This is a genomic window from Sphaerisporangium melleum (assembly GCF_014646695.1).
Lineage (GTDB): Bacteria > Actinomycetota > Actinomycetes > Streptosporangiales > Streptosporangiaceae > Sphaerisporangium > Sphaerisporangium melleum.
Map to the genome: position 1 here is coordinate 43826 of NZ_BMNT01000009.1, position 25206 is coordinate 69031.

Genomic DNA, 25206 nt, shown 5'->3' on the forward strand with positions numbered 1-25206 from the left:
AGTTACCACCAGGCTGGTTGCCCGTCCGTGACCGGAGCAAGGGCCGATCACCTTCGGTGATCGACTAGTGATTCCGGCTCCCCCCGGAGGTGATTACGACATGCCCGCACCACGCAAGAGCATCGACCGGTACAAGTCGATGGCGCACTATTTCGGGTCGTTGGTTCGCGATCTCCGCGATTCGTACGAGCGACGGGTCGGCAAACCGCTCACCGTCGCTCAACTCGCCGCCAAGACCGGCTATTCGCCCAGCATGCTCGGCGCCATCGAGCGAGGTCGATGCCTGCCGGATTCGGGCGGACGCGTCCAGGCGATCGACGACGCGCTGTGCGCCGATGGGCAGTTGAAAACCCTGTGGCCCCTGGTACAACGCCTCGGAAATACCACCCTGGACGAACTCGCCACCGCGACAAATCTGACTATTTCCGGTTACCGTGAGAACGGCAGCGGCGGCATACTCCCCCAGGGAGACGATATGGAACGACGACACCTATTCCAGTTGGCCGGCCTGGGCGTCCTCGCCCAAAGTCCCCTCTTCGGCGCGGGAGAGCCCGCCCGTCAGATGTTCGAACGCGTCATGAAGGCGGCCGACTCCCGCACCGCCGAAGACTGGCACCTGACCTGCGCCGATTACCTGCACGCCGTGCTCACCCGGCCGCCTGTCAGCGTGCGCGACGATCTCGTCCTCGACCTCACGGCGCTGAACCACGCGATCGCCCGCGAGACCACCGGGCAGGTCACCGAACTCCAGCGAGCGGCGGCCTGGATGTCCGCCCTGCACGCCAACCTGCTCACCCGCCTCGGCGAGTACGGCGCCTCCCGCCGCTGGTGGACCTTGGCCCACCACGCGGCCGACGCCTCCGGCGACATAGACCTCGGAGTCTGGACCCGAGGCACCGAGGCCGTGTTCGGCCTGTTCGGCGCCCGCGCCCCCGAGACCGCGCTCACGCTGGCCCGCAATGCCCAAGCGCTCGCCGGAGGCCGGGTCACCTCCGGTCTGATGAAGGCCGTGGCCGCCGAGGCTCAGGTGCTGTCGCTGCTCGGCAGGGGGGAGGAGGCGCAAGGTCGCCTTCGCCATCTGCAGGAGCTGGCCGGTCGCGAGGTGCTGGGCGAGAAGTACGGGTGGCGGACGGAGGAGGTCTGGTTGACCGCCTCCTGGGTGCACTCGCACGTCGGTACGGCCGAGGCCGGTCGCGAGGCCCGCGACCAGGTCCTCGCGACCTCTTTCGCCTACCAGACCAGCACCAGTGTGCGGCTGCACGAAGCGATCAGCACCGCCAAGCAGGGCGGCCACAACGAAGCCCTGCGCCTCACCACTCAGATCGTCGCCGGGCTCGCCCCCGGCTACCGCTCGCAGATGATCCTGCACACCGCCGGGCTGGTGCTCGGCGCCGTTCCGATGGAGAAGCGCGCCGCCCTTCCCGCCCTCGGCGACTACCGGGTCGTGGTCAGCAGTAATTGAAGCTCACACGCTCCGCAGAGGCGTCAGGAAGCCCGGCCGGGAAGCGACCGGGCGGCCCGGCGGCCGGTCACGGTGACGACGCGGGCGTGCGGTCTCCGTGCCGGTCGCGGGCGAAGGTCGTCACCCGCGACCACCCGTCACGGACGGAAGCGGATCGCCATGCCCGGCGGCCGTCCCGGAACGGCAGCGGGTGGACGGTCGTCGCGCGGCCGCGCCAGACCTGCCGCCACTCGCTCCGGCCGAAGTGCACGGCGAGCGCCGGCAAGGTCGACAATCCGACGAGGACATAGCTCCCTGTCAGCAAGATCAGCCACATTCCGGCGCGGGATGGGTACCAGAGGAATGTCGCCAGGGTGACATATCCCGGCAGCAGGAAGACGAGCCACAGGAACCCTACGCCCACCTTCTCCAGCGTGGCGTTCACGCGATGGGCGCGCTGGGCCCAGAGCACCAGGAGCGGTACGCACCAGACCCAGTGGTGCGGCCAGGACACGGGTGACACGAGCAGCCCCACGATGGCGCAGACGGTGATCCCGGCGAGCTCGCCCGCCTTCTCCGTGGTCCGTGCGGCGACCAGGAGGCCACCCGTGCCCACCACCGCGCACAGGGCGAGCCAGGCAGGCACGGTGGGCCAGGTGCCGGGCATGAGCGCGAGCATGCCGCGAAGCGACTGATTCCAGAAATCCGCGTCCTGCCCGACCACCCGTTGCGCGTCGAGGAATGCACCACTCCAGTACGCGCGCGAATCGGCCGGCAGCAGCAGGAATCCCAGGCCCACGGTGCCGAGGAAACCCAGGCCGGCCAGCAGTGCGGCCCGGAATCGACGCGTGAGCAGCAGATAGGGGATGAAGATCAAAGGGGTGAGTTTGATGCCGGCGACGATGCCGGTCACCACGCCGCTCCACTTACCTTTGCCGCGCGTCAGATCCACGACGACCGCCAGGAGCAGGACGATGCCGATCTGCCCGTTCCACAGCGTCAGCGTCACCGGGTACAAGGGAAGTGCCGCGACGACGACCAGCAACGCGAGAGTCGCCCGGCGGCCACGGTGCCGCACCGCGGTACGGCCGACGAGAATCCATGCCACCGCCTCAAGGGCGAGGATGGAGATCAGCACCCAGAGGCCGGCGGCGACCTCCATGCCGACCAGGGCGAGCGGCGTGAACAGTAACGCCGCGAACGGCGAGTAGGTGAACTGGAGCGATTTGTCACCTACGACCAGGTCATAGACCGGGGTGCCCCGCAGGACGGCGGCTCCGCCTTCCCGGTAGACCTCCAGATCGATCCAGCCCTTCGCGTAGATCGCGTTGAAGCCGAAGGCCGCCAGTGCGCCGCCCAGCGCGATCAGCACTCCGCACGCGATCTGGAAAGAGCCGCCTTCTCTTCTGCCCGGACGAATTCGCGGACCGGCTGCCACTGAAGAAGACATAGCAACTCCCGACTTGGCTACGGTGCACGCTAACCACGCCGGCTTGTCCGAAGCTTGTCGTGCCGCCCGCACCATGAGGGGCCGCAGCAGCCGGGTGGCACGGCAGTGCGGCCCCGAGGCTCCTCGGGTCGCCGTCGAGGCGCCGGCCGAACCGGGCGGGGCGGTCATCGGGGCGCCCGCCTCGCCGACCTGCCCGGCGCGGCCGCCGTACGGGCGCAACCGTCCCAGTCGCCGGCGGCGTTCCGCGACGCACGCGGCCGTGGACGGCGGACGATTTCGCGGCGGAAATCCGCGGGCCGAACCGCCGGGCATTCCACGGGCCATTCAAACCCGCACTCACGTCAACGTACGCCCGAATTGTTTCGGGTGCATTTATTCAGCGTTAGGAATCCGCGCGCCGAGCAATTCCTGACACCAGCAAGCATTTATTGCAAACCCGCTCCGACCTGCGAACACAGGCGCGCACGCCTCGCGTTGATCTTCCGTGGGCCAGGGTTCCCCACGCGGCGGTCCAGCCCGATCGTGCCTGCGCACCGGCCAGGAGCGGCTTTCGGCCGGACCGCCGGACGGCCTCTTTTGGGCCCCCGGCCAAGGCGGCACGTACGCACAACATCTCACTGGACAAGACGCTTCCATTAAGAAACTCCTAAGAAATCTTTGCTGGCTAGCGTTCGCGATTGCAATACTTCTCCACTCCTTCTGGGAGAGCTTGTGAAAGCAGCAACACGGGGAAGCGCTCGCGTGCTTCTCCGGGTGATCGCCTCCTTGGCGGTCCCGGTGACACTGACCGCACTGGCCACGGCAGCCCCGGCCACGGCCGCCACGACGACTCCGGCCACCACGACCACCACGACGGCGCCCTCTGCGGTGACCTCGGCCGATCTGCCCGACCCGACGGCCCGCGGACCGTTCGGACAGCAGGTCATCCAGGAGGCCAAATTCGGCCTGGCGACCATCCAGGAACCGAACTCCGACGGAGCCGCCCCGACGGCCGGGACGGCGCAGGCGCCGGAGCAGGTCGAGATTCGCGGTCAGCTCTCCATGCCGGACTGGACCCGGCGCACCAAACCCTCACCACTGATCATCCTCGTGCACGGCAACCACGGCTCCTGCGACACCGGCCAGGACGGCCCGCGCCTGACCTGCGCGCAGTTCAAGCACAACGAGAGCGGCTACGCCTACCTGGCGGAGAACCTCGCGACCTGGGGATACACGACGTTCTCCGTCTCCCAGGACCAGCTGATGATGCGGCAGGACAACGCCAAGGGCAAGGGCATGCACAACCGGCGCATGCTCATCGCCGCCACCCTCGACGCGATCAGCGCGGCGAACCGGGCCAAGGGCCTGCCCGCCGACGAGCACACGACCATCGGCACCACGCTCTCCGGCCACCTCGACCTGACCCGCATCGGCCTGATGGGGCACTCGCGGGGCGGCGACGCGGTCACGAACTTCATCGACTACAACCGCATCCGCACTGATGGCCCGCGTTACCCGCTCCGCGGTGTCATCTCGCTGGCGCCGGTGGACTACGAACGCAAGGCCCCGTACGGCATGCCGTACATGTCGATCCTGCCGATGTGCGACGGCGACGTCTCCAACCTGCAGGGCGCGCGGCTGTTCGAGCGCAGCCAGTACGTCAACCCCGGCGACCCGTTCCCGCGGATCCAGGTGGAGCACCTGGGCGCGATCCACAACTGGTACAACACCGTCTGGTACGCCGACGGCGGCGCGGACGGCCAGGGCAACAACGACGCGGCGTGCGGGAACTCCGCGCCGTTCGCGACCACCAACATCCACCCGCACAACCTGCGGCTCAGCGGCGCGGCGAGCTACACCGACCCGGACCGGAACTACGCGATCGACAACTCCGACCAGCTCAACCCGGCCGTGAACACCAAGATCTCGGGTGACGCGGCGCGCATGGGCGACCAGGAGAAGCTCGGGCTGGCCACGATGGCCGCCTTCTTCCGCCGTTACATCGGCGGCGAGGGCGCGTTCCAGCCGTACATGACCGGCGAGCTCGCGAGCACCCCGACCAGGCTGCAGGTCCCGCCGGCGGCCTGCCCCACCAGCCCGTCCGGCACGGCCATCCCGTGCGACGAGCGGGTCAACACGGCCTACTTCGCCGCGCCGCAGGAGCGGGTCGACGTGATCCGTCCCGAGGTGCAGAACCCGCTCACGCTGAACGCCCTCGGCGGCTCGCTGACCGGCAGCGGTTTCGCCGACCCGTACGCCCAGGCCGCCGGGGTCCCGGTCAAGCCGGCCGCGACCGCGGGCGGGTACGACTGGTGCAACCCCGAGCCCCAGGACTTCGCGCCGTCGCAGCTCGGCAAGACCGGGCTGCCGGCCGCCGCCAAGCCCTGCCCGCTGCCCGCGGCGACCGCGCTCGGCGGGCAGAACGCCACCCGGGAGAACAGCCCGATCAACCACTCCTACGGCCGTCAGCTCACGCTCGCCTGGGACCAGGGGTCGGCCGCCACGCTCAGCGCCCAGATCCCGGCCGCGTCGAAGAACATGCGCGGCCTCAAGGCGCTGGCCCTGAACGCCGCCGTCAACTTCTTCGACACCCGCAACCCGGGCGCCGACCGGCGCGGCGACAACACCAGGGACACCACGGTGAACGGCACCCCGGCGAGCCCGGTGTGGCCGAACGAGGGGCCGACGTCGTACGACCCGGCCTCGACGACCCAGCATTTCGTGATCGCGCTGAGCGACACGGCCGACCACGAGGGCACCGTCGATGCCGGGGACCCGCGCTGGGGCAACGCCCTGCACATGTCGACCGGGACGAACACCCCGAACACCCACATCGTGCTGGACCAGATCCGCGTCCCGCTCGGTGAGTTCGCGGCACAGGGCGTGGACGTCGGCTCGCTGGCGAAGCTGGAGTTCCGCTTCGGCGGAGGTGACCTGCCGAAGTCCGGCTCGATCCAGCTGGCCGACGTGCGCTTCCAGGAGAACGAGGCCGGGGCGAGGCTGCTGTCGGACGGCGACAAGGCGAACGGCGCGGGCTTCGGCCGGTCGGCCCTCGGCGGCCCGGATCCGGCGGCCTACCTCGCCGCCTACGACAACACTCCGGGCAACGTCCGGCTCAACGACGTGGTCGCCGACCCGCAGGGCAACACCACCTGGACCGTCGACGACGACCGGAAGCAGTGCCCGAACGCCCAGTTCACCGCGATCCAGCCGGCCGTCGACCATGCGGCGCCCTGGGACACGATCGTGGTGTGCGAGGGCGTCTACCAGGAGTCGTCGACCCCGGTGCACAGCACCGCGAGCCCCGTCCAGACCGGCGCGCGGAACGGCCTGACCATCAACAAGCCCCTGAAGATCAAGGGTGCGGGGGCGGACAAGGTGCTCATCGAGCCGGACCAGTCGCTGACGACGCTGGCGGGCGACCAGCCGTACCTGCGGGACGGCGGCGGCAACGTGATCACGGTGTCCCGGCAGTCGCTCGGCTCGACCGACACCAACGAGCTGTTCGTCGACATCTCGGGCGTGACGGTGACCTCCGGCAAGGTCTGGGCCGAAGCGGGCATCGCGTACTTCGGCGCGGCCGGACGCGTCGCGAACAGCGTCGTCGGCCCGCTGAAGGTCGCGGCCGACGCGCAGGAACTGGCCGAACACCCGCACGGCTGGGGCGTGGTCAAGACCGGCGTGATCCAGGGGGCGGGCTCCGGCACGGTGGAGAGCGAGCTCACCGTCGCCGGCAGCGTGATCAGCGGCTACCAGTCGGGGGGCATCCTGTTCGACGGGGCCCGCGGCAAGGACGGCAGCCCGGACAACACCGTCCGGACCGGCATCCGGTACCACGGCTATGTGACCGGCTCGGTCGTCACCGGCACGCCGAACGGCCTGTACCCGCAGGCCGGCGTCACGTACACCAGCGGGGTGACCGGCTTCGTGAACAGCAGCCGGATCACCGGGAACCTCTACACTCCCGAGCCGTCGCGGTCGTACGGCATCCTGCTGACCGACGCCGGCACCGAGACGGCCGGCGCGCTCACCGCCTCGGGTGACGTCCTCACCGGGAACGGGCTCGCGGTGTCCAACGCCAACGGCGGCAACACCGGCGTACGCGAAGGCGCCCCCTTCACCGTCTCAGGCACCTACTTCGGCACGGGCGGCGCCCAGGCGGCGGCCGCGGCCGTCTCCGGTCCCGACGCCACGGGCGCGCCCTCGGTCGTGGTCACCGGTCCGCACCGGTCACCGCCCCGGGAGGTGCCGGCCGGTGTGGGACGCGTCGCCGACCAGGCGCCGACGGCCGAAGTGGCCGACCCGGGGCGTGGTACGGAGCTCCAGGTCGGCTCGCCGGTGAGTCCGCTGATCCGGGCCACCGACGACTTCGCCGTCCGGTCGGCGACCCTGCTCGTCAACGGTGAGAAGGCGGGCACCACGACCACCTCGCCGTACCGGCTCACCTGGACACCGACGTCGAAGCTCGCGGGCAGGCACGTCACCTTCCAGGCGCTGGTGGCCGACTCCTCCGGTCACGTGACGCGGTCCAAGCCGGTGACCTACGCCGTCGTCCCGGTCACCCCGCCGCCGGCGGCGGAGATCGGCAAGGTGGAGACCGACGCCCACACGGGCACGGCCACGATCACCGCCACGGTGAACTCCGCCGGCACGGTCACCCTGTCAGGTGACAAGGTGACCACGGCCACCTGCCAGGTGCGCGACGGGACCGCCGTGAGGCTGACCGTGACGGTCGCGCCCGCGTACCGCCAGACACTGATCAAGCAGGGCAGGCTCCCGGTCACCGTCACGATCACGTTCACGAACGCGACCGGTCAGACCGCGAGCAGGTCGGTCAGTGTGACGCTCATCAAGAAGAGCTGAGCCGGCGGTTCCGGCACCGCCCCGGAAGGGCCCTCGGAAACGGGGGCCCTTCCGCTGTGCCTGCCGGACCAGGAGTTCGCGGGGTGCCCCTGACGAAATACCGTAGTCTCCGTAAATCCACATCTATGGCTGCCATGCGGTCCGTGCATGACCCATAGTCGTAGGCGGGATCCCGGCCTCGGGGTCCGCCCACCGCGACGGCATCGGGTCCTTCGACGCCGGACCGGCATGACCACGGCAGCGAACGGCATCGCCGGCGGCCCGCCAAGGGGGAAGTACTGGCGAGCCGGCCGACGGCACCGGTCGGCGAAGCGGAAACGGAGACGGACGTGCGGCACTACGACCTTGTGGTCCTGGGGGCGGGCAGCGGCAACATGCTGCTGAACGACGAGCTCGCGCACCTGCGCACCGCCGTCGTCGAGCCGGACCGGTTCGGCGGGACCTGCCTCAACCGCGGCTGCATCCCGACCAAGATGCTGGTCGCCGCCGCCGACGCGGCCACCGGCGCCCGCGCGGCGGCCCGGCTCGGCGTCAACGCCACGGTCGAGAACATCGACTGGAAGGCCATCCGCGACCGGGTGTTCGACCGCATCGACCCGCTGCACGACAGCGCGCTGCAGTACCGCCGCCGGCACGGCGTCGACGTGTACACCGAGGAGGCCCGCTTCGTCGCGCCGAAGGTGCTCCAGGTCGGCTCCGAGCGGATCAGCGCGGACACGATCTTGGTCGCGGTCGGGTCGCGGCCGGTCGTCCCGGACATCGCCGGGCTGGACACCGTCCCGCACCACACCTCGGACACGATCATGCGGATCGACGAGGTGCCGGCCTCGATGGTCATCATCGGCGGCGGGTTCATCGCCGCGGAGTTCAGCCACATCTTCGGCGCCCTCGGCTCGGAGATCACCATCGTGCACCGCGGTCCGCGGCTGCTGACCGCCGAAGACGAGCAGGTGTCGGCCCGGTTCACCGAACTCGCCGCGGACCGGCACCGCGTCCTGCTGAACTCCACCGCCACCTCGGTGACGCGGCACGCCGACGGGGTCGCCGTCCACCTGACCGGCCCCGGCGGCGAGCAGGTCGTATCCGCCGCCGCGCTGCTGGTGTCGGTCGGCCGCCGGCCCAACACCGACCGGCTGGACTGCGCCGCCGGCGGGCTCGACCTCGACGAGCACGGCCACATCCGGATCGACGGCGCGTGCCGCACCTCGGTGCCCGGCGTCTGGGCGGTCGGCGACGTGGCCAACCACTACCAGCTCAAGCACATGGCCAACGCCGAAGTGCGGGTCATGCGGCACAACATGCTGCACCCGGACGACGTACGGAACCTGCGCACCACGATCGCGCCGCACGCGGTCTTCACCGACCCGCAGATCGCCTCCATCGGGCTGACCGAGCAGGACGCCCGCGCCGGCGGCATCCCCTACCTGGTGAGCGTCCGCGACTACGCCGACGCCGCGTACGGGTGGGCGCTGGAGGACACCACCAGCTTCGTCAAGATCCTCGCGGACCCGGCCGAGCGCACGCTCCTCGGCGCGCACATCATCGGCCCCCAGGCCGGCACGCTCATCCAGCCGCTGATCCAGGCGATGACGCTCGGGCAGACCGTGGACCAGATCGCGCGGGACGTGCTGTACATCCACCCCGCGGCCACCGAGGTCGTCGAACAGGCCCTCCTGGCCCTGTGACCCGCCCCGGCCCGAAGCCGGGAGCGGGACCGGCGTTCATCCCGGCAGGGCTCAGCGGGCCTGGTGCTCGGCGGCCTCCACGACGTTGGTGAGGAGCATCGCTCGGGTCATCGGGCCGACGCCGCCGGGGTTGGGCGCCACGAAGCCGGCCACCTCGCGGACGTCCGCCGCGACGTCCCCGGCGAGCTTGCCGTCCACCCGGGAGACGCCGACGTCCAGCACGGCCGCGCCGGGCTTGACCATGTCACCGGTGATCAGGCCGGGCACGCCCGCGGCGGCCACGACGATGTCGGCCTCCCGCACCCGCGCCGCGAGGTTCTGGGTGCCGGTGTGGCACAGCGTCACGGTGGCGTTCTCGGTGCGGCGGGTCAGCAGCAGGCCGAGCGGACGGCCCACGGTGATGCCACGGCCGATGATCGTGACATCGGCCCCCTTGATCGGCACGCCGTACTCCTGCAGCAGCACCACGATGCCGCGCGGCGTGCAGGGCAGCGGGGCGTCCACCATGTGGACGAGCCGGCCGAGGTTGACCGGGTGCAGGCCGTCGGCGTCCTTGGCAGGGTCCATGCGCTCGATCAGCGCCTGGGCGTCCAGGTGGCGGGGCAGCGGGAGCTGCACGATGTAGCCGGTGCAGGCGGGGTCGGCGTTCAGCTCGTCGATCGCCGCCTCCACCTCGGCCTGGGTGGCCGTCTCGGGGAGGTCGCGGCGGATCGAGGCGATGCCGACCTCGGCGCAGTCGCGGTGCTTGCCCGCGACGTAGATCTGGCTGCCCGGATCGTCGCCGACCAGGATCGTGCCCAGGCCGGGGGTGACCCCCTGGGCCGCCAGCCGGGTCACCCGTTCCTTCAGGTCGGCCTTGATCTTCGCCGCCGTCGCTTTGCCGTCGAGAATCTGCGCGCTCACAACTCGCCATCCTCCCACGCCACCCCGCCGGGCAGGGCAATGAGGGTGCCGCGCGTCCCTGCCCTGCCCCGGTGAACGTCAGTGGCAGCAGGCGCCCGCGCCGGTGTCGCCGTAGCGGTCGTGGTGCGGGAACTGGCTGACGTGCCGCTGCCGGCCGAGCGGGGTGAAGTCGAGGTAGTTGTAGGTGCCGAGCAGGACCTCCGGGCCGCGGCCGTAGGTCGAGTACGTGTGGAAGACCCGGTCGCCGTCCCGCAGGAACACGCTCAGGCCGTGCCCGTCCTGCCCGTTCTGCGCGAAGAAGTGCAGGCCCTTGGCCTCCAGGGTCGCCTTGTCCATGTAGTTGTACTCGACCGGGGCGACGGCCTCGTCGTTGCTGGCGTGGAAGTCGTAGTTGAAGTCACCGCCATCGGAGGAGTACCACGGCACCTGCCAGCCCATGCGGCGCCGGAACCGCTCGATGGAGGGAAGCGGCGCCCGGGACACCAGTGCCAGGGTGGTCTCGGAGTCGTTCAGGTGGCGCAGGTCGCCGACGTGGTCCACCAGGAACGAGCAGCTCGTGCAGCCCTCGTCGGACTCGCGCACCCACATGAAGTGGTAGACGATCAGCTGGCGCCGTCCCTCGAACAGATCGGCCAGGCCGGCCTCGCCGCCCGGGCCGTGGAAGACGTACGGCTTGGTGATCTCGACCATGGGTAACGCGCGGCGCTCGGCGCTCAGCGCGTCCCGGGCCCGGGTGAGCTCCTTCTCCTTGTCCAGCAGCTCTGTGCGAGCCTTCAGCCACTCCTCGCGCGACACGATCGCGGGTGTCTCCACGGGTCCTCCCTGAGATGCGACGACTGCCCTTGCCCAGCGCCGCCGCGCTCCCGTGCCACCTCGCGGGGCGCGGTACGGGCGGGGGCCCGGCGTCGCCGGACCCGTGTCCACGGTAGACCGGGCGTGCCCGGCGGTCGCCCCGATAGGGGTGCGTCAGGGGTGGTGGTGTGGTCGCGGCCCGGCGCGCTCGCCGGGCCGCCCCACGCGATCAGTGGCGATCAGTGGAAGAAGTGCCGGGTGCCGGTGAAGTACAGCGAGATGCCGGCCTTGGCGGCGGCCTCGATGACCTCCTCGTCCCGGACGGAGCCTCCGGGCTCGACCACGGCCTTCACCCCGGCGTCGATGAGCACCTGGAGCCCGTCGGCGAACGGGAAGAACGCGTCGGAGGCCGCCACCGACCCCTCGGCGCGGTCACCGGCCCGCGACACCGCCAGGCGCGCGGAGTCGACCCGGTTGACCTGCCCCATGCCGACGCCGACGGTCGCGCCGTCCGCGGCGAGCAGGATGGCGTTGGACTTGACCGAACGGCAGGCCTTCCAGGCGAACGCCAGGTCGGCGAGCACCTCGGGCGAGGCCGCCGGGCCGGTCTTCAGCTCCCAGGTGGCGGGGTCGTCGCCGGGGGCGTCCACCCGGTCGACGGTCTGCACGAGCAGGCCGCCGTCGATGCGGCGGAACTCGGCAGGGTTCGCCGGCCCGGCCGGGCAGCGCAGCAGCCGGAGGTTCTTCTTCCTGGTCAGCACGGCCAGCGCGGCGTCGCTGAACGACGGCGCGACCACGACCTCGGTGAAGATCGGCGCGATCTGCTCGGCGAGCTCCTCGGTCACCTCGCCGTTCACCGCGATCACCCCGCCGTACGCCGACACCGGGTCGCAGGCGTGCGCCTTGCGGTGCGCCTCGGCCACGTCGGCGCCGACGGCGAGGCCGCACGGGTTGGCGTGCTTGATGATCGCCACGGCCGGCTCGGCGAAGTCCCAGGCGGCACGCCAGGCGGCGTCGGCGTCCACGTAGTTGTTGTACGACATCTCCTTGCCGTGCAACTGCTCGGCGTTCGCCAGGCCGTCGTGCCCGCCGGAGTAGAGCGCGGCCCCCTGGTGGGGGTTCTCGCCGTACCTCAGCACGGCCCGGCGCTGCCAGGCCGCGCCCATGAAGGACGGCCAGGCGGTGTCCTCCTCGGGGGCGTAGGCACTGGCGAACCACGAGGCCACCGCTGTGTCGTACGCCGCGGTGTGCGCGTAGGCCACGGCGGCGAGGCGGCGGCGCTCGGGCTCGGTGAAGCCGCCCTCCTCGATGGCGCGCAGCACGTCGCCGTAACGCCGCGGGTCGGTGACCACCGACACCGTGCCGTGGTTCTTGGCCGCCCCGCGGATCATCGCCGGGCCGCCGATGTCGATCTGCTCCACGCACTCCTCCGGCGAGGCGCCCGAGGCGACCGTCTGCTGGAAGGGGTACAGGTTGACCACGACGAGCTGGAACGGCTCGATCTCCAGCTCTTCGAGCTGCTTGACGTGGGAGGGGTTGGCGCCGTCGGCCAGCAGGCCGGCGTGCACCCGCGGGTGCAGGGTCTTGACCCGGCCGCCCAGGCACTCGGGGAAGCCGGTCAGCGACTCCACCGGAGTGACCGGCACGCCGAACGAGGCGATCTTCGAGGCGGTGCCCCCCGTGGACACGATCTCGACGCCCGCGGCGTCCAGCGCCCGGGCCAGCTCCTCCAGCCCGGACTTGTCATAAACCGTGATCAGCGCGCGCCGGATGGCGATGCGGGTCACTTCGTGCTCCTCCCTGTGTCCAGGCGGTCCGGCGTTCCGGCGCCGCCCGGAGGTTGCGACTGGCTCGAACGTTCTGCGGCGCCGAGGCGCACGTGACGGCCGGTCACCGTCCAGCCCTCCCTGGCCATGCGGCCCACGACCTCCACGAGCAGGCGGCGCTCGACGGTCTTGATGCGCTCGTGCAGCGCGCCCTCGTCGTCCGCCTCGTACACGGGCACGGCCTCCTGCGCGATCACCGGGCCGGTGTCCACTCCCGCGTCGACCAGATGGACGGTGCAGCCGGTCACCCGGACGCCGTACGCGAGGGCGTCGGGGACGGCGTGCGCGCCGGGGAACGCGGGCAGCAGGGCCGGATGGGTGTTCACCACCGTGAACGCGCCGAGCACCTCGGGGCCGAGGATCTTCATGAAACCGGCCGAGACCACGAGATCGGGCCGGTGGTCCGCGATGGCCGCGCACAGCGCGTGATCCCACCCGGACCGGGCGGGGTGGTCGCCCACTTTGGCGACGAACGTGGGAAGCCCGGCGCGCCGGGCGCGGGCCAGCCCTTCGATGCCGTCGCGATCGGCGCCCACCGCGACGATACGGGCCCCGTATGCGTCATCAGCGGCGGCGTCCATGAGGGCCTGTAGGTTGGTCCCGGAACCGGAGACGAGGACCACGAGCCGAGCCGACAGGGCTGCACTCCTTCGGGGCGACGTTGACGATACTGCGTCAGCGTATCGGCCCGCCCGCTCCACGACGCAGAGGAGGTCAGGTGCAACCACCCGCAACGACATCCGGCGGTGAGATCGGACGCCGGGCGTTGCTGCTGTCCATCGGCGCGCTGGCGCTCACCTTCCTGGTGCCGGTGCTCGGCCTGGCCCTCGGCGTCTTCGCGGTCGCCGCGTGCGTCCGGGCGTGGCGGGCACTGTCGGCGCGGCAGCGCTCGATCGCGCTGCCCGTCATCGGCCTGCTGGTCTCGCTCGCGTCGCTGTGCCTGGCCGGCATGGTGCTGTGGGTGCAGACGTACTTCAGCGGAGAGCTGGGCGGTTACGCCGAGTGCATGAAGGGTGCGGGCACCTCGACCTCACAGCAGGCGTGCGTGGGACAGCTAGAACGCGCCATCCAGCACCGCCTCCCCTTCATGCCGGCGGGCAGCGTCAAGATCCCCTTCCCGCCGTGACCCGGCGGGTGCCCGCCGATTTCGGACCTCTCATATTGTGAGATGTCACACGCACACCCGGTCCGCGGACCGGGTACGGGGACGTCGGGTCCTCTCGATCATCGAGGAGAACTGTGAGCACCTGCGACCATCTCAGCACCGTCAACGACATCGAGCCCACCCCGCAGGACGGCTGCGAGGAGTGCCTGGCCACCGGCGGACGCTGGGTCCACCTGCGCACCTGCCTGACCTGCGGCCACGTCGGCTGCTGCGACTCCTCGCCGAGCCGGCACGCCAGCGCGCACTACGGGACCACCGGCCACGCGATCGCCGAGTCGTTCGAGCCCGGCGAAGACTGGGCCTGGTGCTACTCCGACGAGGTGCTCTTCGAGCCCTCGCCCAGCGGCAAGGGCGAGCGGGCCCACCCCACGCGCTACCGCCTCTGACCGCCGGCCGCCGCGGTCAGTTGTCGCGGTCCCAGGCGTAGGGGTCCACGTAGATGACGTGACCGCCGCGGTCGTCGGACTCGTCCACGATGTCGCGGCGGGGCGGACGCGGCGCGTCGCGGCCCGGGCGGACGCGACGGGCGCCGGCGGCGGTGTCCTCCGCGTCCTTGGCGGCTTTTGCGCCTGCCGCGCCCTCCGCGCCTTCCGTGCCCCGCGGGTCCTTCGTGTTCTTGACGTTCTTCGTGTTCTTCGTGTTCTTCGGGGTTGAGACGCCCTTACCGGCCGCGCCCATGCCGCCGGCGCGTCCCCGCCTGGCGGTGATCCCGCCCTTGCCCGCCTTCGGCGGCGGGCCGAAGGTCTCGACGCCCGCCGACGCGTGCTCGTCGGCCCAGTCGGCCCTGATCACCGGGATGGGCTGGGTGTCGTCCTCGGTGGCGTCCATCCAGTGGCCGGGCAGCTCGGCGGCGACCACCGGCGCGGCCAGCTTGGCCTTGCCGGCCGCCTTGACCAGCGCCTCCCCCGCTCTGCGGACCGGCCGCACCCGCACACGCGCGTCGTGGAACACCAGCCACCAGTTGGTCAGCCCGGCCGAGATCCCGGCCGCGACGCCGACCTCCAGCGTCACCGACAGTGCGACCTGCCACGCCGAGGGGCCGACGGCCGCCAGCCGGGCGCCGCCCAGCGGACCGCCCGCGAGCGCCGCGAGCAGCCCCGCCACCAGGCCGGTGGCCAGGCCGCAGGCGAACCCCCACAGCGGCGCCGACTCGAACTGCGGGGTCGGCGAGATGCGCGCCACCAGGACCCCGGCGAGCGCGCCGGCGATGAACGGGACCGCGAGCACGCCCATGAGCCACGGCGGCGTCGTACCCGAGTCGGGCAGGGCGCCCAGCACCGGCAGGGCGGGCACCGCGCCGAGCTGCACGCCCGTCGGCGCGACCAGCGTGCCGGCGCCGAGCGCGAACCCGGGGCCGCTGATGTAGGCCATGCCCCAGATGACGAAGTTGAACAGGTAGAGCACCTCGACCAGCAGCAGGAGCGCCCCGCCGACGAAACCCGGCGCGAGCAGCTCCGACAGCTGCTGGATCTGCCCGAAGTCCGCCACGACCGCGCCGAGCACCAGCGCGAGCCCCGCCGCCAGCATGATCGACAGCGCGACGGCCGTGCCGGCGACGACCGAGCGGGGCCGCTCGGGCAGCAGGCGCAGCATCGAGCGCCACGGGCCGATCGTCCGCGCGGTGGCCAGCGAGCCGGCGGCGAAGGCCAGCACCAGGTGGCTGAGCAGCGCCTCGCCGACGAACGGCTGCGTGACCTCGTTCTGGGCCGCGAGCGCGACCGCCCCGGCCAGCAGGGCGTACGGCGCGGCCAGCGAGATGCCGGCCTGGGCGATCAGGACGAGCTGGGCGCGGCGGCGGGCCTTGGCCAGGTCCTTGGTGCTGCCCTTCGGCAGCCGGGCCGGCAGCCGCAGCCGCAGGTCGGCGTCCCGCGCCATCCACAGGGCCGCGCGGTACAGCAGGGCGGCGGGCAGCACGGTCAGGCCGAGCGGCAGCAGCCCGACGCGGCCACCGGGGATGGCGAAGCCCGCGTGGTGGGCGGCCAGCCAGACCCCGCAGGCGACCCGGAACACCCCCGGAAGCCCCTGGGTGAACGCGCCGCGCGGCGCGGCGATCCACCCGATCAGGGTGAGGGTGGTCAGGACGGCGAGGCCGACGCCGAGGGTCCAGGCGGCGGCGAGCATCCCGGAGACGGGCAGCGGACGCCGCGCCTCGTCGTCCTCACCGCCGCTCCCCGCGCCGGGGATGCGGCTGAGCACGGTGCGGGGGGCCGCCCGGAGCTGGTCGAAAAGGGCCGTCACAGTATTCGATGTTCTCAGCAGTTCCGCCCGCCACGTGCCTACCGCCCCCGCGTGTCGCCCCCTTTGTCCACGCCCCGCCCGCCGAACCGCGCCCTACTTCCCATCCGTCCCGCACTTCCACGGACTCACCAGCCAGCGAGCCCTCGACACAACGCACACTCACCACCCGGCCAGCACCCGCACAGGCCCATCCGTTCGTCCCCCCTCACGGCACCTCGCCATCCGCCGCCGACGTTCCCGGGCCGGACCTTCGCAGCCGATCGCCGTGGGCCGTACACCGAGAGGCGCGGAGATCGACCGAACCGGCACCGGCACCGAGGAGGCAGGGGTCACTCACCTGCTCCGCGCGTTTTCGACGGTCGGTGGACGGGCTGACCGAGGACGACGGGGCCCGGGGCGACGCGGGCGGACATGACGAACGCCCGGCCGGTGGGCCGGGCGTTCGCTGGTGCGTGGTGTCGCGGTCAGGCGGTGCGGGAGCGCATGACCTCGCGCATGAGGCGGGCGGTCTCGCTGGGGGTCTTGCCGACCCGCACGCCGACCTTCTCCAGCGCTTCCTTCTTGGCCTGCGCGGTGCCGGCGGAGCCGCTGACGATGGCGCCGGCGTGGCCCATGGTCTTGCCCTCGGGGGCGGTGAACCCGGCCACGTACGCCACCACCGGCTTGGTCACGTGCTGCTCGATGTAGGCCGCGGCGCGCTCCTCTGCGTCCCCGCCGATCTCGCCGATCATCACGATCGCCTCGGTCTCGGGGTCGGCCTGGAAGGCCTCCAGCGCGTCGATGTGCGTCGTGCCGATCACCGGGTCGCCGCCGATGCCCACCGCCGTGGAGAAGCCGATGTCCCGCAGCTCGTACATGAGCTGGTAGGTCAGCGTGCCCGACTTGCTCACCAGGCCGATGCGGCCCTTGGAGGTGATGTCGGCCGGGATGATGCCGGCGTTGGACGCGCCGGGCGAGGCGATGCCGGGGCAGTTCGGCCCGATGATGCGGGTCTTGGCGCCCTTGGCGATGGCGTACGCCCAGAACTCGGTGGAGTCGTGGACCGGGACGCCCTCGGTGATCACGACGGCGAGCGGGATCTCGGCGTCGATGGCCTCCTTGACGGCCGCCTTGGTGCCGGCCGGCGGCACGAAGATGACGGTCACGTCGGCGCCGGTGGCGGCCATGGCCTCGGCGACGGTCGCGAAGACCGGCAGCTCGACGCCGTCGAAGTCGACCTTGGTGCCCGCCTTGCGCGGGTTGGTGCCGCCGACGACCTTGGCACCCGCCTTGAGCATCCGGCGGGTGTGCTTCGACCCCTCGGAGCCCGTGATGCCCTGAACGATGATCTTGCTGTTCTCGGTCAGCCAGATAGCCATTACGCACCTACCGCAGCGAGCTCGGCGGCGCGCTTGGCCGCTTCGTCCATCGTGTCAACGAGTTCGACGCGGGGCAGCCCGGCGTCGGAGAGGATCTGCCGCCCGAGGGTGGCGTTGTTGCCGTCCAGGCGGACGACCAGCGGGTGGGTGACCGCCTCACCGCGGTCGGAGAGCAGCTTGAACGCCGAGACGATGCCGTTGGCCACGGCGTCGCAGGCGGTGATGCCACCGAAGACGTTGACGAACACCGACTTCACGCTCGGGTCGGACAGCACGATCTCCAGGCCGTTGGCCATCACCTCGGCCGAGGCGCCGCCGCCGATGTCCAGGAAGTTCGCCGGACGCTGCCCGCCGAACTCCTCACCGGCGTAGGCGACGACGTCCAGGGTCGACATGACCAGGCCCGCGCCGTTGCCGATGATGCCGACCGAGCCGTCGAGCTTGACGTAGTTGAGGTCCTTCTCCTTGGCCCGGGCCTCCAGCGGGTCCTCGGCGGCCTTGTCGGCGTAGGACTCGTGCTCGGGCTGGCGGAAGGTGGCGTTGTCGTCCAGCGTGACCTTGCCGTCGAGCGCCTTGACCTGGCCGTCGGCGGTCAGGATCATCGGGTTGACCTCGACCAGCGTGGCGTCCTCGTCGACGAACACGGCCCACAGCTTCTCGATGATGTCGGCGGCGCCGTCCAGCGCGGCCTCGGGCAGCCCACCGGCCTGGGCGATCTCGCGGCCCCGCGCGCGGTCGACGCCGGTCAGCGGGGAGACCGGGATCTGCGCGACCTTCTCCGGCGCGGTGTGGGCGACCTCCTCGATCTCCATGCCGCCCGCGGCGGAGCAGATGGCGAGGAAGGTGCGGTTGGCGCGGTCGAGCAGGAAGGAGAAGTAGTACTCCTCGGCGATCGCGCTGGCCTCTTCGACCAGCACCTTGTGGACCGTGTGGCCCTTGATGTCCATGCCGAGGATCTCGGTGGCCTTCTGCTGGGCGTCGGCGGCGTCGGCCGCGAGCTTCACGCCGCCCGCCTTGCCGCGGCCCCCGGTCTTGACCTGGGCCTTGACCACCACACGGCCGGTCAGCTCAGCGGCTGCCGCGCGTGCCTCCTCCACGGTGTGCGCGACGATGCCACGCGGCACCGGGATGCCATACTCCGCGAAGAGCTCCTTCGCCTGATGTTCGAACAGGTCCACGAGGGTCCGTCCTTGCTTGTCCGGCTGTCTTCTTCTTCTCTACGTTGAGGAGCCAGACCTTTCGGGGCACCCACGATCCGCCGGAAGCCTGGCCAATGAAGCCTAGCCGCCGCCGGCACCCGGAGCGCTCGCCGGGGGGCCATTCCCATCGGCCTTCCGGTCATGAGATGCCGCACTTCGCCCCAAGGTTGAGCCGAATTCCCTGCTGTCCCGTGCGGCACCGCCTACCGGCGATCTCCGATATGTCGTGACTTCACCGTGATCTTGACTCACGAGAATGCCCGAACCCCTCGACGACGGGGCGAGGGAAACAACGGGAGAAACCACCCAGATGACACGACTTCTCGCCTTAGCCGCGACCGCCGCGGTCGCGCCCGCGCTGGCACTGGCCGTCCCGGCCGCCGCGCACTCGGGCCCCCAGGCCACCATGACGGCGACCCGCACCCCGCAGAAGGCCCCCGCGAACCCGGTCGAGGCCCTGCGCGCACAACTCGCCAAGAAGACCTCCGTCCACCTGGACGAGACCACCCGGCTGACCGTCGACCGGGAGGAGTTCTCCCGGTACCGGCAGGTGGGCACCCTGCGCCTCGGCACGTCCGGCGTGGAGGCCTACGACACCAAGACCAAGGTCGCGGACATCCTGTTCGGTACGCCCACCTCCTCCATCCGGGTCGTCGCGGTCGGCGGCAAGACGTACCTGAAGAGCCCGCTGTACGACGCGATGCTGCCCGCCGGCCGCACCTGGGTGCGCACCTCCGACGCCATTCCCTACACCAACATGGTGGACATCCTGCAGCCGAAGGTGCTCAGGACCACCCTGGCCGGCACGAAGCACAAGGGCCGCGGCGGGATGGTCGGCGGCGCCAGGACGACCCTGCTGACCGGAACGGTCCCGCTGTCGGCGCTGGCCAAGGTGTCCCCGGGCCTCGCCCCGCTCGCCAAGAGCATCAAGAGCGGCAAGCCGCTCGTGCTGCCGTGGAAGCTGTGGGTCGGCGCCGACCAGCTCCCCCGCCGCTTCCAGGTGACGCTCGAGCTGCCCAGCGAGTCGAAGTACCAGGCGGCCATCGGCGTCGACAGCCGCTACACCGCGTGGGGCGGCAAGGCGGTCATCACCGCGCCCCCGGCCACCTTGGTCGTGGACGAGGAAGACCTCACCAGCGACCTCCCCGAGGTCACTCCCGACTACACCACCAAGGTCGGCTCCCTGGCCGCCCGCGAGCACTGACCGGTCCATAGGCCCGGCCACGAGCCGCATGATCGTCCGCGCGCCATGACGCACGGACGATCATGCACCTCAGGGTGGCGAAGGGGCCGGCACGGGTCAGAGCTTTTCGAGGGGGGCGTAGGCGAGGAGGAGGGTCTTCTCACCGCCGGAGCCGAAGTCGACCTTGACCTTGGTCTTCTCGGCGACGCCGTCGACCGAGACCACGGTGCCGAGCCCGAACTGGTCGTGCGTGACGCGGTCACCGGGGCCAAGACTCGGCACCGCCCGACCGCCAGCGCGGCGCGGCGCGGCGGCGGCCGGGGCACGGCCCTCGCTGCGGGTGTCGCGCCGGGTGGCCGCGCTCCACGCGGTCTTGGCCGGGTCGCCGCGCCAGTCGACCAGGTCGGCCGGCACCTCGGCCAGGAACCGCGAGGCGGGGTTGAACGCCGGGGCGCCCCACGAGCTGCGCACGGCCGCCCGTGAGACGTAGAGCCGCTGCTGGGCGCGGGTGATGCCGACGTAGGCCAGGCGGCGCTCCTCCTCCAGCTCGCGGGGCTCGCCGAGCGAGCGGGTGTGCGGGAAGACGCCGTCCTCCAGGCCGGTGAGGAAGACCACCGGGAACTCCAGCCCCTTGGCGGTGTGCAGGGTCATCAGCGTGACCACGCCCTGGTGGTCGCCGCCCTCGGGGATCTGGTCGGCGTCGGCGACCAGCGACACCTGCTCCAGGAAGTCGACCAGGGTGCCGTCCGGGTTGGCCCCCTCGAACTCCTGCGCCACGGAGATCAGCTCGTTGAGGTTCTCCAGCCGGCTCTCGTCCTGCGGGTCTCCGGAGGTCTCCAGCTCGGTGCGGTAGCCGGTGGCGGTCAGGATCTCCTCGGCCAGCTCGGAGATCGGCAGTTCCTTGCCACGCAACTCTTCCAGCAGCGCGGCGAACTCCTTGATCGCGTTGAGCGACCGGGTGGCCAGGCCGGGCGCCTCGTCCGCCCGGCCCATCGCCTCGTAGAACGGAACGCGCTCGCGCAGGGCGAACGCCTCGATCATCGCCTCGGCCCGGTCGCCGATGCCCCGCTTGGGGACGTTCAGGATGCGGCGCAGCGAGACGGTGTCGGCGGGGTTGGCCAGCACCCGGAGGTAGGCGAGCAGGTCACGGACCTCTTTGCGCTCGTAGAACCGCACACCGCCGACGACCTTGTACGGCAGGCCGGTGCGGATGAAGATCTCCTCGAACACACGCGAGGCGGCGTTGGTGCGGTAGAAGACCGCGACCTGGCCGGGGGTGACCCCCTCGTCGTCGGCGAGCCGGTCGACCTCCTGGGCGACGAACATGGCCTCGTCGTGCTCGTTGTCGGCGACATACCCCACGATCTTGGGGCCGGCGCCCTGGTCGGACCAGAGGTTCTTGGGCTTGCGGCTCTCGTTGCGGGAGATCACGGCGTTCGCGGCCGACAGGATGGTCTGGGTGGAGCGGTAGTTCTGCTCCAGCAGGATCGTGCGCGCGTTCGGATAGTCGCGCTCGAACTCCAGGATGTTGCGGATGGTCGCGCCGCGGAAGGCGTAGATCGACTGGTCGGCGTCGCCCACCACGCACAGCTCGGCCGGCGGGACCGCCGCCCCCTCGCGCACCAGATCGCCGTCGGCGGTGCGCAGCTCGGGGTGGCCGACCAGCTCTCTGATCAAAATGTACTGCGCGTGGTTGGTGTCCTGGTACTCGTCGACCATCACGTGCCGGAAGCGGCGGCGGTAGTGCTCGGCGACGTCCGGGAAGAGCTGGAACAGGGTGACCGTCAGCATGATGATGTCGTCGAAGTCCATCGCGCCGGCCTCGGTGAGCCTGCGCTGGTAGGCGCCGTACGCCTCGGCGAGCGTGCGCTCGAGGTGGGTCTGGGCCTTGCCCGCCGCCGTCTCGTAGTCGATCAGCTCGTTCTTGAGGTTGCTCACCTGGGCCGAGAACGTGCGCGGCGGGTAACGCTTGGGGTCGAGGTCGAGCTCGCGGCACACCATGGCCATGAGCCGCTGGGAGTCGGCCTGGTCGTAGATCGAGAAGCTGGAGGTGAAGCCCAGCCGCTTGGCCTCGCGGCGCAGGATGCGGACGCAGGCGCTGTGGAAGGTCATCACCCACATGGCCCTGGACCTCGGCCCGATGAGCCGGTCGACCCGCTCCTTCATCTCCTTGGCGGCCTTGTTGGTGAAGGTGATCGCCAGGATCTCCTGCGGCTGCACGTCCCGCTCGGACAGCAGGTAGGCGATGCGGTGGGTCAGCACGCGCGTCTTGCCCGACCCCGCGCCCGCCACGATGAGCAAGGGAGTGCCCTCGTGGACGACGGCGTCCCGCTGCTGCGGGTTGAGCCCGTCGAGCAGCGGATGATCAACAGTGCGGTTCACGGCTCGGGTCGACACGCCCCTAGGTTATGACCGCCCACCGACAATGGGCGCCGCTTCCCCCTCACTCATGCCCCCGCGCACCGCGCCGTACGCCACTCCGCCGGGGCCGGCCTCGCGGCCGCTCCCTGTCCGGAAGTGGACCGATTTCCGCTGCGAGCCGCTGACCAGGCACGGAACCGATCAGGCCGGTCCTGGGGGCCGTTCAGCCCGCCGTATGCGGAAATATCACCACCACACCGCTTGTTCTGCGGCCAGAGACCCTAGGAGGACGATCGTGACCGTACTTGACGACGCCGAGATCGGCACCGTGCTCGCGGTGATGGCTCACCCCGACGATGTGGATTTCAGCTCGGCAGGCACCATCGCGACGTTCACCGAGAAGGGCATCCGCGTCGTGTACTGCCTGGTGACCGACGGCGACGCCGGAGGGTTCGACCGTGAGGTCGACAACGGCGGCATGGCGGCGCTGCGGCGCACCGAGCAGATCGAGGCCGCCAAGCAGGTCGGCGTCGACGACGTGCGCTTCCTGGGCTACAAGGACGGCACCGTGGAGCAGACCCTGGCCCTGCGCCGCGACATCGCCCGGGTGATCCGCCAGGTGCGCCCCGACCGGGTGATCACCTCAACCCCCGAGCGCAACTACGTGCGCCTCGGCCCCACCCACCCCGACCACCGGGCCGTCGGCGGCGCGACCCTCGACGCGGTCTACCCCGACGCGCGCAACCCGTACGCCTTCCCCGAGCTGCTCAGCGAGGAAGGGCTGGAGGCGTGGACCGTACGCGAGGTCTGGCTCAGCGGCGGGCAGGACGCCGACCACCACGTGGACATCACCTCCACGATCGACCGCAAGCTCGCCGCGCTGCGGGCCCACCAAAGCCAGGTCGGGCACATGGACGACAAGCTGGAGGAGTTCGTCAGGGGCTGGCTCGGCGCGAACGCCAAGACCGCCGGCCTCCCCGAAGGCTCCTACGCCGAAGCCTTCCAGGTCGTCTCCACCGCCTGACCACGGCGGCGGTCGAGGTGGCGGGTGGCGCGGGCGGCGGCGAAGCCGAGGGTGTTGGTGGCCAGGTGCAGCAGTGCCGGAGCCATTAGCCCGCCGCGCCGCCGCAGCTCGCAGAACAGCACGCCGGCCGCGCCGGTGACCGCCACCGACCCGGCGACCACTCCCGCGGCGCGCCCGGCCGCCGGCCCGGCCGGCGAACCGGACGCCGCCTCGCTCGCCACCACACCGCCGCCCGCCGGGGTCTCGTTCGCCGGGGCCTCCGGGCGGGGCGGGGTGTCGAGGTGCTGGACGAGGTCGCCGAGAGCGGGGTTGGCGGCCGCCATGTCGAGGGCGGGCAGGACATGCCAGAGCCCGAACAGCGCCGAGGAGCCCGCGACCGCGGCGACCGGCCCGTACGCGCGGCGCAGCGCGGCGGGCAGCACACCCCTGAACGCGACCTCCTCCAGCAGGACGGTACCTATGGGCACCTGCAGCAGGACCTCCTCCGCGAGCCGGGCCCGTGACAGGCCGAGCGCCCGCTGATCGCGGAAGTAGCGCCGCGTGGCGGGCGGCAGCACCCCGGCGGTGTACCCGGCGGCCACGGCCGCCGCGAGCGACCCGCCGATGATCGCGCCCCTGCGCCCACCGGTGAACCCCATCTCGGCGAAGGACAGCCCGGCGCGCCGGGCCAGCAGCACCAGCGCGCCCGCCGAGACGGCCGAGGTCAGCGGCGCGAGCCGCCGGGCGACCCGGTTGTTGAGCACGTTCGCCGCCACGAGCACCCCGGCCGCCGGCAGCAGCAGCCGCGCGGCGGGCACAGGAGCCACGGGAGCCGTGCGAGCCGCCGGGCGGTGGGCGGGCGACGGGGCGGGCGTCGGGACGTGGGGCATCAGCAGGCGTCGATGCCGTCGTTGTAGCCGCGGGCGAAGGCCTGCTGGCGTGCCACCGGAGTGCCGTGGGCGTCCGGGCGCCACCAGGCGTCGGTCGGGTCACCGGCTGCCGCGAGGTTGGTCAGCAGTTCCTCCTCGTCGCCGTCCTCGGCCTGCAGTTGCCCGGCGTCGATGATGCCCTTGAGCGCGACGCCGGCGTAGCAGTCCGCCTGCAGTTCGCGATCACGGTTGAGGGTGAAGTCGCTCATGAGCTGAGCCTGCACGGCGTGGCCGATCTCGTGGGGGATGATCACGTACACCGCGCCGTCCCCCTTCTCGTCGTACAGCGACTGCAGCCACTGCCGGTCGTAGGCGACGAAGTGGCCCACCGGGCAGTAGAAGGCGTTCTCCGGCACCGCCGGCTGGCCGCCGCAGTCGGGCCCGTCCGAGCCCGAGTACGCCTCGAACCTGGTCAGCGGCCGGTAGGTGCGCCCGGACGACTGGAACACCCCCTCCCAGTAGCGCTCGGCGAGCGTGCGCGCGAGCTCGACGTCCTCCTCCAGGGTCTGCCCCAGCGGCTGGGACGGCCCGGGGTCGGGCTCGGAGGTGGCGGACTCGGCGGCGTCGGGAGTGGACGAGACGGGGGGTTGTTCCGGGGAGTCCGGCTGCGAGGGGGCACAGCTTGCCGTGAGCAGCGCGGCGAGTACGAACGAAACGACTACGCGAGGTGTCACAAAACCATCCTTGCCGACCCGTCACCGGGTCGTGCACCGTTCCCGTCCATCAGCACCATGAGTGCGACAGACCTCACCGCCCGGCTGGACGATGCCCTGACCGAGCGGAAGCCTCGTGGGGGGTGACGCGTTCGGCCCGCCGACGCGAGCGGGCGAC

General features: G+C 71.4%; 18 protein-coding genes. 7 read left to right on the plus strand and 11 right to left on the minus strand.

What is annotated here, in order from left to right; genetic code table 11:
- The first annotated feature begins 100 nt into the window (after positions 1-100).
- Complete coding sequence (locus IEY93_RS09705) at positions 101-1462, plus strand: helix-turn-helix domain-containing protein (RefSeq protein WP_189162664.1); 1362 nt, start codon at positions 101-103, stop codon at positions 1460-1462.
- A gap of 67 nt (positions 1463-1529) precedes the next feature.
- Here IEY93_RS09705 and IEY93_RS09710 read toward each other — a convergent pair whose 3' ends face one another.
- On the minus strand, positions 1530-2813 hold the full coding sequence (locus IEY93_RS09710) for a glycosyltransferase 87 family protein (protein ID WP_189162665.1): 1284 nt from the start codon (positions 2811-2813) through the stop codon (positions 1530-1532).
- Between the two features lie 819 nt (positions 2814-3632).
- On the opposite strand from IEY93_RS09710, the gene IEY93_RS09715 reads away from it, so the two are divergent.
- Together IEY93_RS09715 and IEY93_RS09720 are read left to right on the plus strand one after the other, a co-directional pair.
- Positions 3633-7733 (plus strand): Ig-like domain-containing protein, encoded by a 4101-nt coding sequence (locus IEY93_RS09715; protein ID WP_203968545.1) that lies wholly within the window; start codon positions 3633-3635, stop codon positions 7731-7733.
- 329 nt (positions 7734-8062) lie between these two features.
- On the plus strand, positions 8063-9418 hold the full coding sequence (locus tag IEY93_RS09720) for a mycothione reductase (protein ID WP_189162667.1): 1356 nt from the start codon (positions 8063-8065) through the stop codon (positions 9416-9418).
- A 51-nt stretch (positions 9419-9469) separates the two neighbouring features.
- Here IEY93_RS09720 and IEY93_RS09725 read toward each other — a convergent pair whose 3' ends face one another.
- The 4 genes from IEY93_RS09725 to purN all read right to left on the minus strand — a co-directional run bounded on the left by IEY93_RS09725 (position 9470) and on the right by purN (position 13577).
- Positions 9470-10321, minus strand: a complete 852-nt coding sequence (locus IEY93_RS09725) for a bifunctional methylenetetrahydrofolate dehydrogenase/methenyltetrahydrofolate cyclohydrolase (protein ID WP_189162668.1) — start codon at positions 10319-10321, stop codon at positions 9470-9472.
- Between the two features lie 78 nt (positions 10322-10399).
- On the minus strand, positions 10400-11134 hold the full coding sequence (locus tag IEY93_RS09730) for a DUF899 domain-containing protein (RefSeq protein ID WP_189162669.1): 735 nt from the start codon (positions 11132-11134) through the stop codon (positions 10400-10402).
- Between the two features lie 218 nt (positions 11135-11352).
- Positions 11353-12900, minus strand: a complete 1548-nt coding sequence (gene purH, locus IEY93_RS09735; protein WP_189162670.1) for a bifunctional phosphoribosylaminoimidazolecarboxamide formyltransferase/IMP cyclohydrolase — start codon at positions 12898-12900, stop codon at positions 11353-11355.
- Complete coding sequence (purN, locus tag IEY93_RS09740) at positions 12897-13577, minus strand: phosphoribosylglycinamide formyltransferase (RefSeq protein WP_229691020.1); 681 nt, start codon at positions 13575-13577, stop codon at positions 12897-12899. The genes purH and purN overlap by 4 nt, the downstream gene beginning before the upstream one ends.
- An 80-nt stretch (positions 13578-13657) precedes the next feature.
- On the opposite strand from purN, the gene IEY93_RS09745 reads away from it, so the two are divergent.
- Both IEY93_RS09745 and IEY93_RS09750 read left to right on the plus strand, forming a co-directional pair.
- Positions 13658-14065 carry a hypothetical protein gene (locus tag IEY93_RS09745; protein ID WP_189162672.1) on the plus strand — a complete coding sequence of 136 codons (408 nt, stop codon included), beginning with the start codon at positions 13658-13660 and terminating at the stop codon, positions 14063-14065.
- Positions 14066-14178: 113 nt separating this feature from the next.
- Complete coding sequence (locus tag IEY93_RS09750; RefSeq protein WP_189162673.1) at positions 14179-14490, plus strand: UBP-type zinc finger domain-containing protein; 312 nt, start codon at positions 14179-14181, stop codon at positions 14488-14490.
- A 16-nt stretch (positions 14491-14506) separates the two neighbouring features.
- On the opposite strand, the gene IEY93_RS09755 is transcribed toward IEY93_RS09750, so the two are convergent.
- The 3 genes from IEY93_RS09755 to sucC all read right to left on the minus strand — a co-directional run bounded on the left by IEY93_RS09755 (position 14507) and on the right by sucC (position 18878).
- Positions 14507-16342, minus strand: coding sequence for a cell division protein PerM (locus IEY93_RS09755; RefSeq protein WP_229691011.1), 1836 nt, complete (start codon positions 16340-16342; stop codon positions 14507-14509).
- Between the two features lie 464 nt (positions 16343-16806).
- Positions 16807-17700, minus strand: coding sequence for a succinate--CoA ligase subunit alpha (gene sucD / locus IEY93_RS09760; RefSeq protein ID WP_189162674.1), 894 nt, complete (start codon positions 17698-17700; stop codon positions 16807-16809).
- Positions 17700-18878 (minus strand): ADP-forming succinate--CoA ligase subunit beta, encoded by a 1179-nt coding sequence (sucC, locus tag IEY93_RS09765; RefSeq protein WP_189162675.1) that lies wholly within the window; start codon positions 18876-18878, stop codon positions 17700-17702. The genes sucD and sucC overlap by 1 nt, the downstream gene beginning before the upstream one ends.
- Before the next feature lie 331 nt (positions 18879-19209).
- On the opposite strand from sucC, the gene IEY93_RS09770 reads away from it, so the two are divergent.
- A complete protein-coding gene (locus tag IEY93_RS09770) occupies positions 19210-20103 on the plus strand; it encodes a hypothetical protein (RefSeq protein WP_189162676.1) in 894 nt (297 codons plus the stop codon).
- A gap of 96 nt (positions 20104-20199) precedes the next feature.
- Here the strand turns inward: IEY93_RS09770 and pcrA are convergent, their stop codons facing one another.
- Positions 20200-22440: a DNA helicase PcrA gene (gene pcrA / locus IEY93_RS09775; protein ID WP_189162784.1), complete on the minus strand. Its 2241-nt coding sequence runs from the start codon at positions 22438-22440 to the stop codon at positions 20200-20202.
- 298 nt (positions 22441-22738) lie between these two features.
- On the opposite strand from pcrA, the gene IEY93_RS09780 reads away from it, so the two are divergent.
- Complete coding sequence (locus IEY93_RS09780) at positions 22739-23467, plus strand: PIG-L deacetylase family protein (RefSeq protein ID WP_372444494.1); 729 nt, start codon at positions 22739-22741, stop codon at positions 23465-23467.
- Here IEY93_RS09780 and IEY93_RS09785 read toward each other — a convergent pair.
- Positions 23431-24273, minus strand: a complete 843-nt coding sequence (locus tag IEY93_RS09785) for a CPBP family intramembrane glutamic endopeptidase (protein ID WP_229691012.1) — start codon at positions 24271-24273, stop codon at positions 23431-23433. The genes IEY93_RS09780 and IEY93_RS09785 overlap by 37 nt on opposite strands.
- A 62-nt stretch (positions 24274-24335) precedes the next feature.
- The gene (locus tag IEY93_RS09790; protein WP_229691013.1) at positions 24336-25049 is read right to left on the minus strand and encodes a neutral zinc metallopeptidase; all 714 of its coding nucleotides are present in this window, start codon (positions 25047-25049) and stop codon (positions 24336-24338) included.
- Positions 25050-25206 lie beyond the last annotated feature (157 nt).

Excerpts from the sequence above, each read along its gene's own strand:
- IEY93_RS09705 (WP_189162664.1), top strand. The coding sequence starts at position 101 with ATGCCCGCACCACGCAAGAGCATCGACCGGTACAAGTCGATGGCGCAC.
- sucD (WP_189162674.1), bottom strand. The coding sequence starts at position 17,700 with ATGGCTATCTGGCTGACCGAGAACAGCAAGATCATCGTTCAGGGCATC.
- IEY93_RS09770 (WP_189162676.1), top strand. The coding sequence starts at position 19,210 with ATGACACGACTTCTCGCCTTAGCCGCGACCGCCGCGGTCGCGCCCGCG.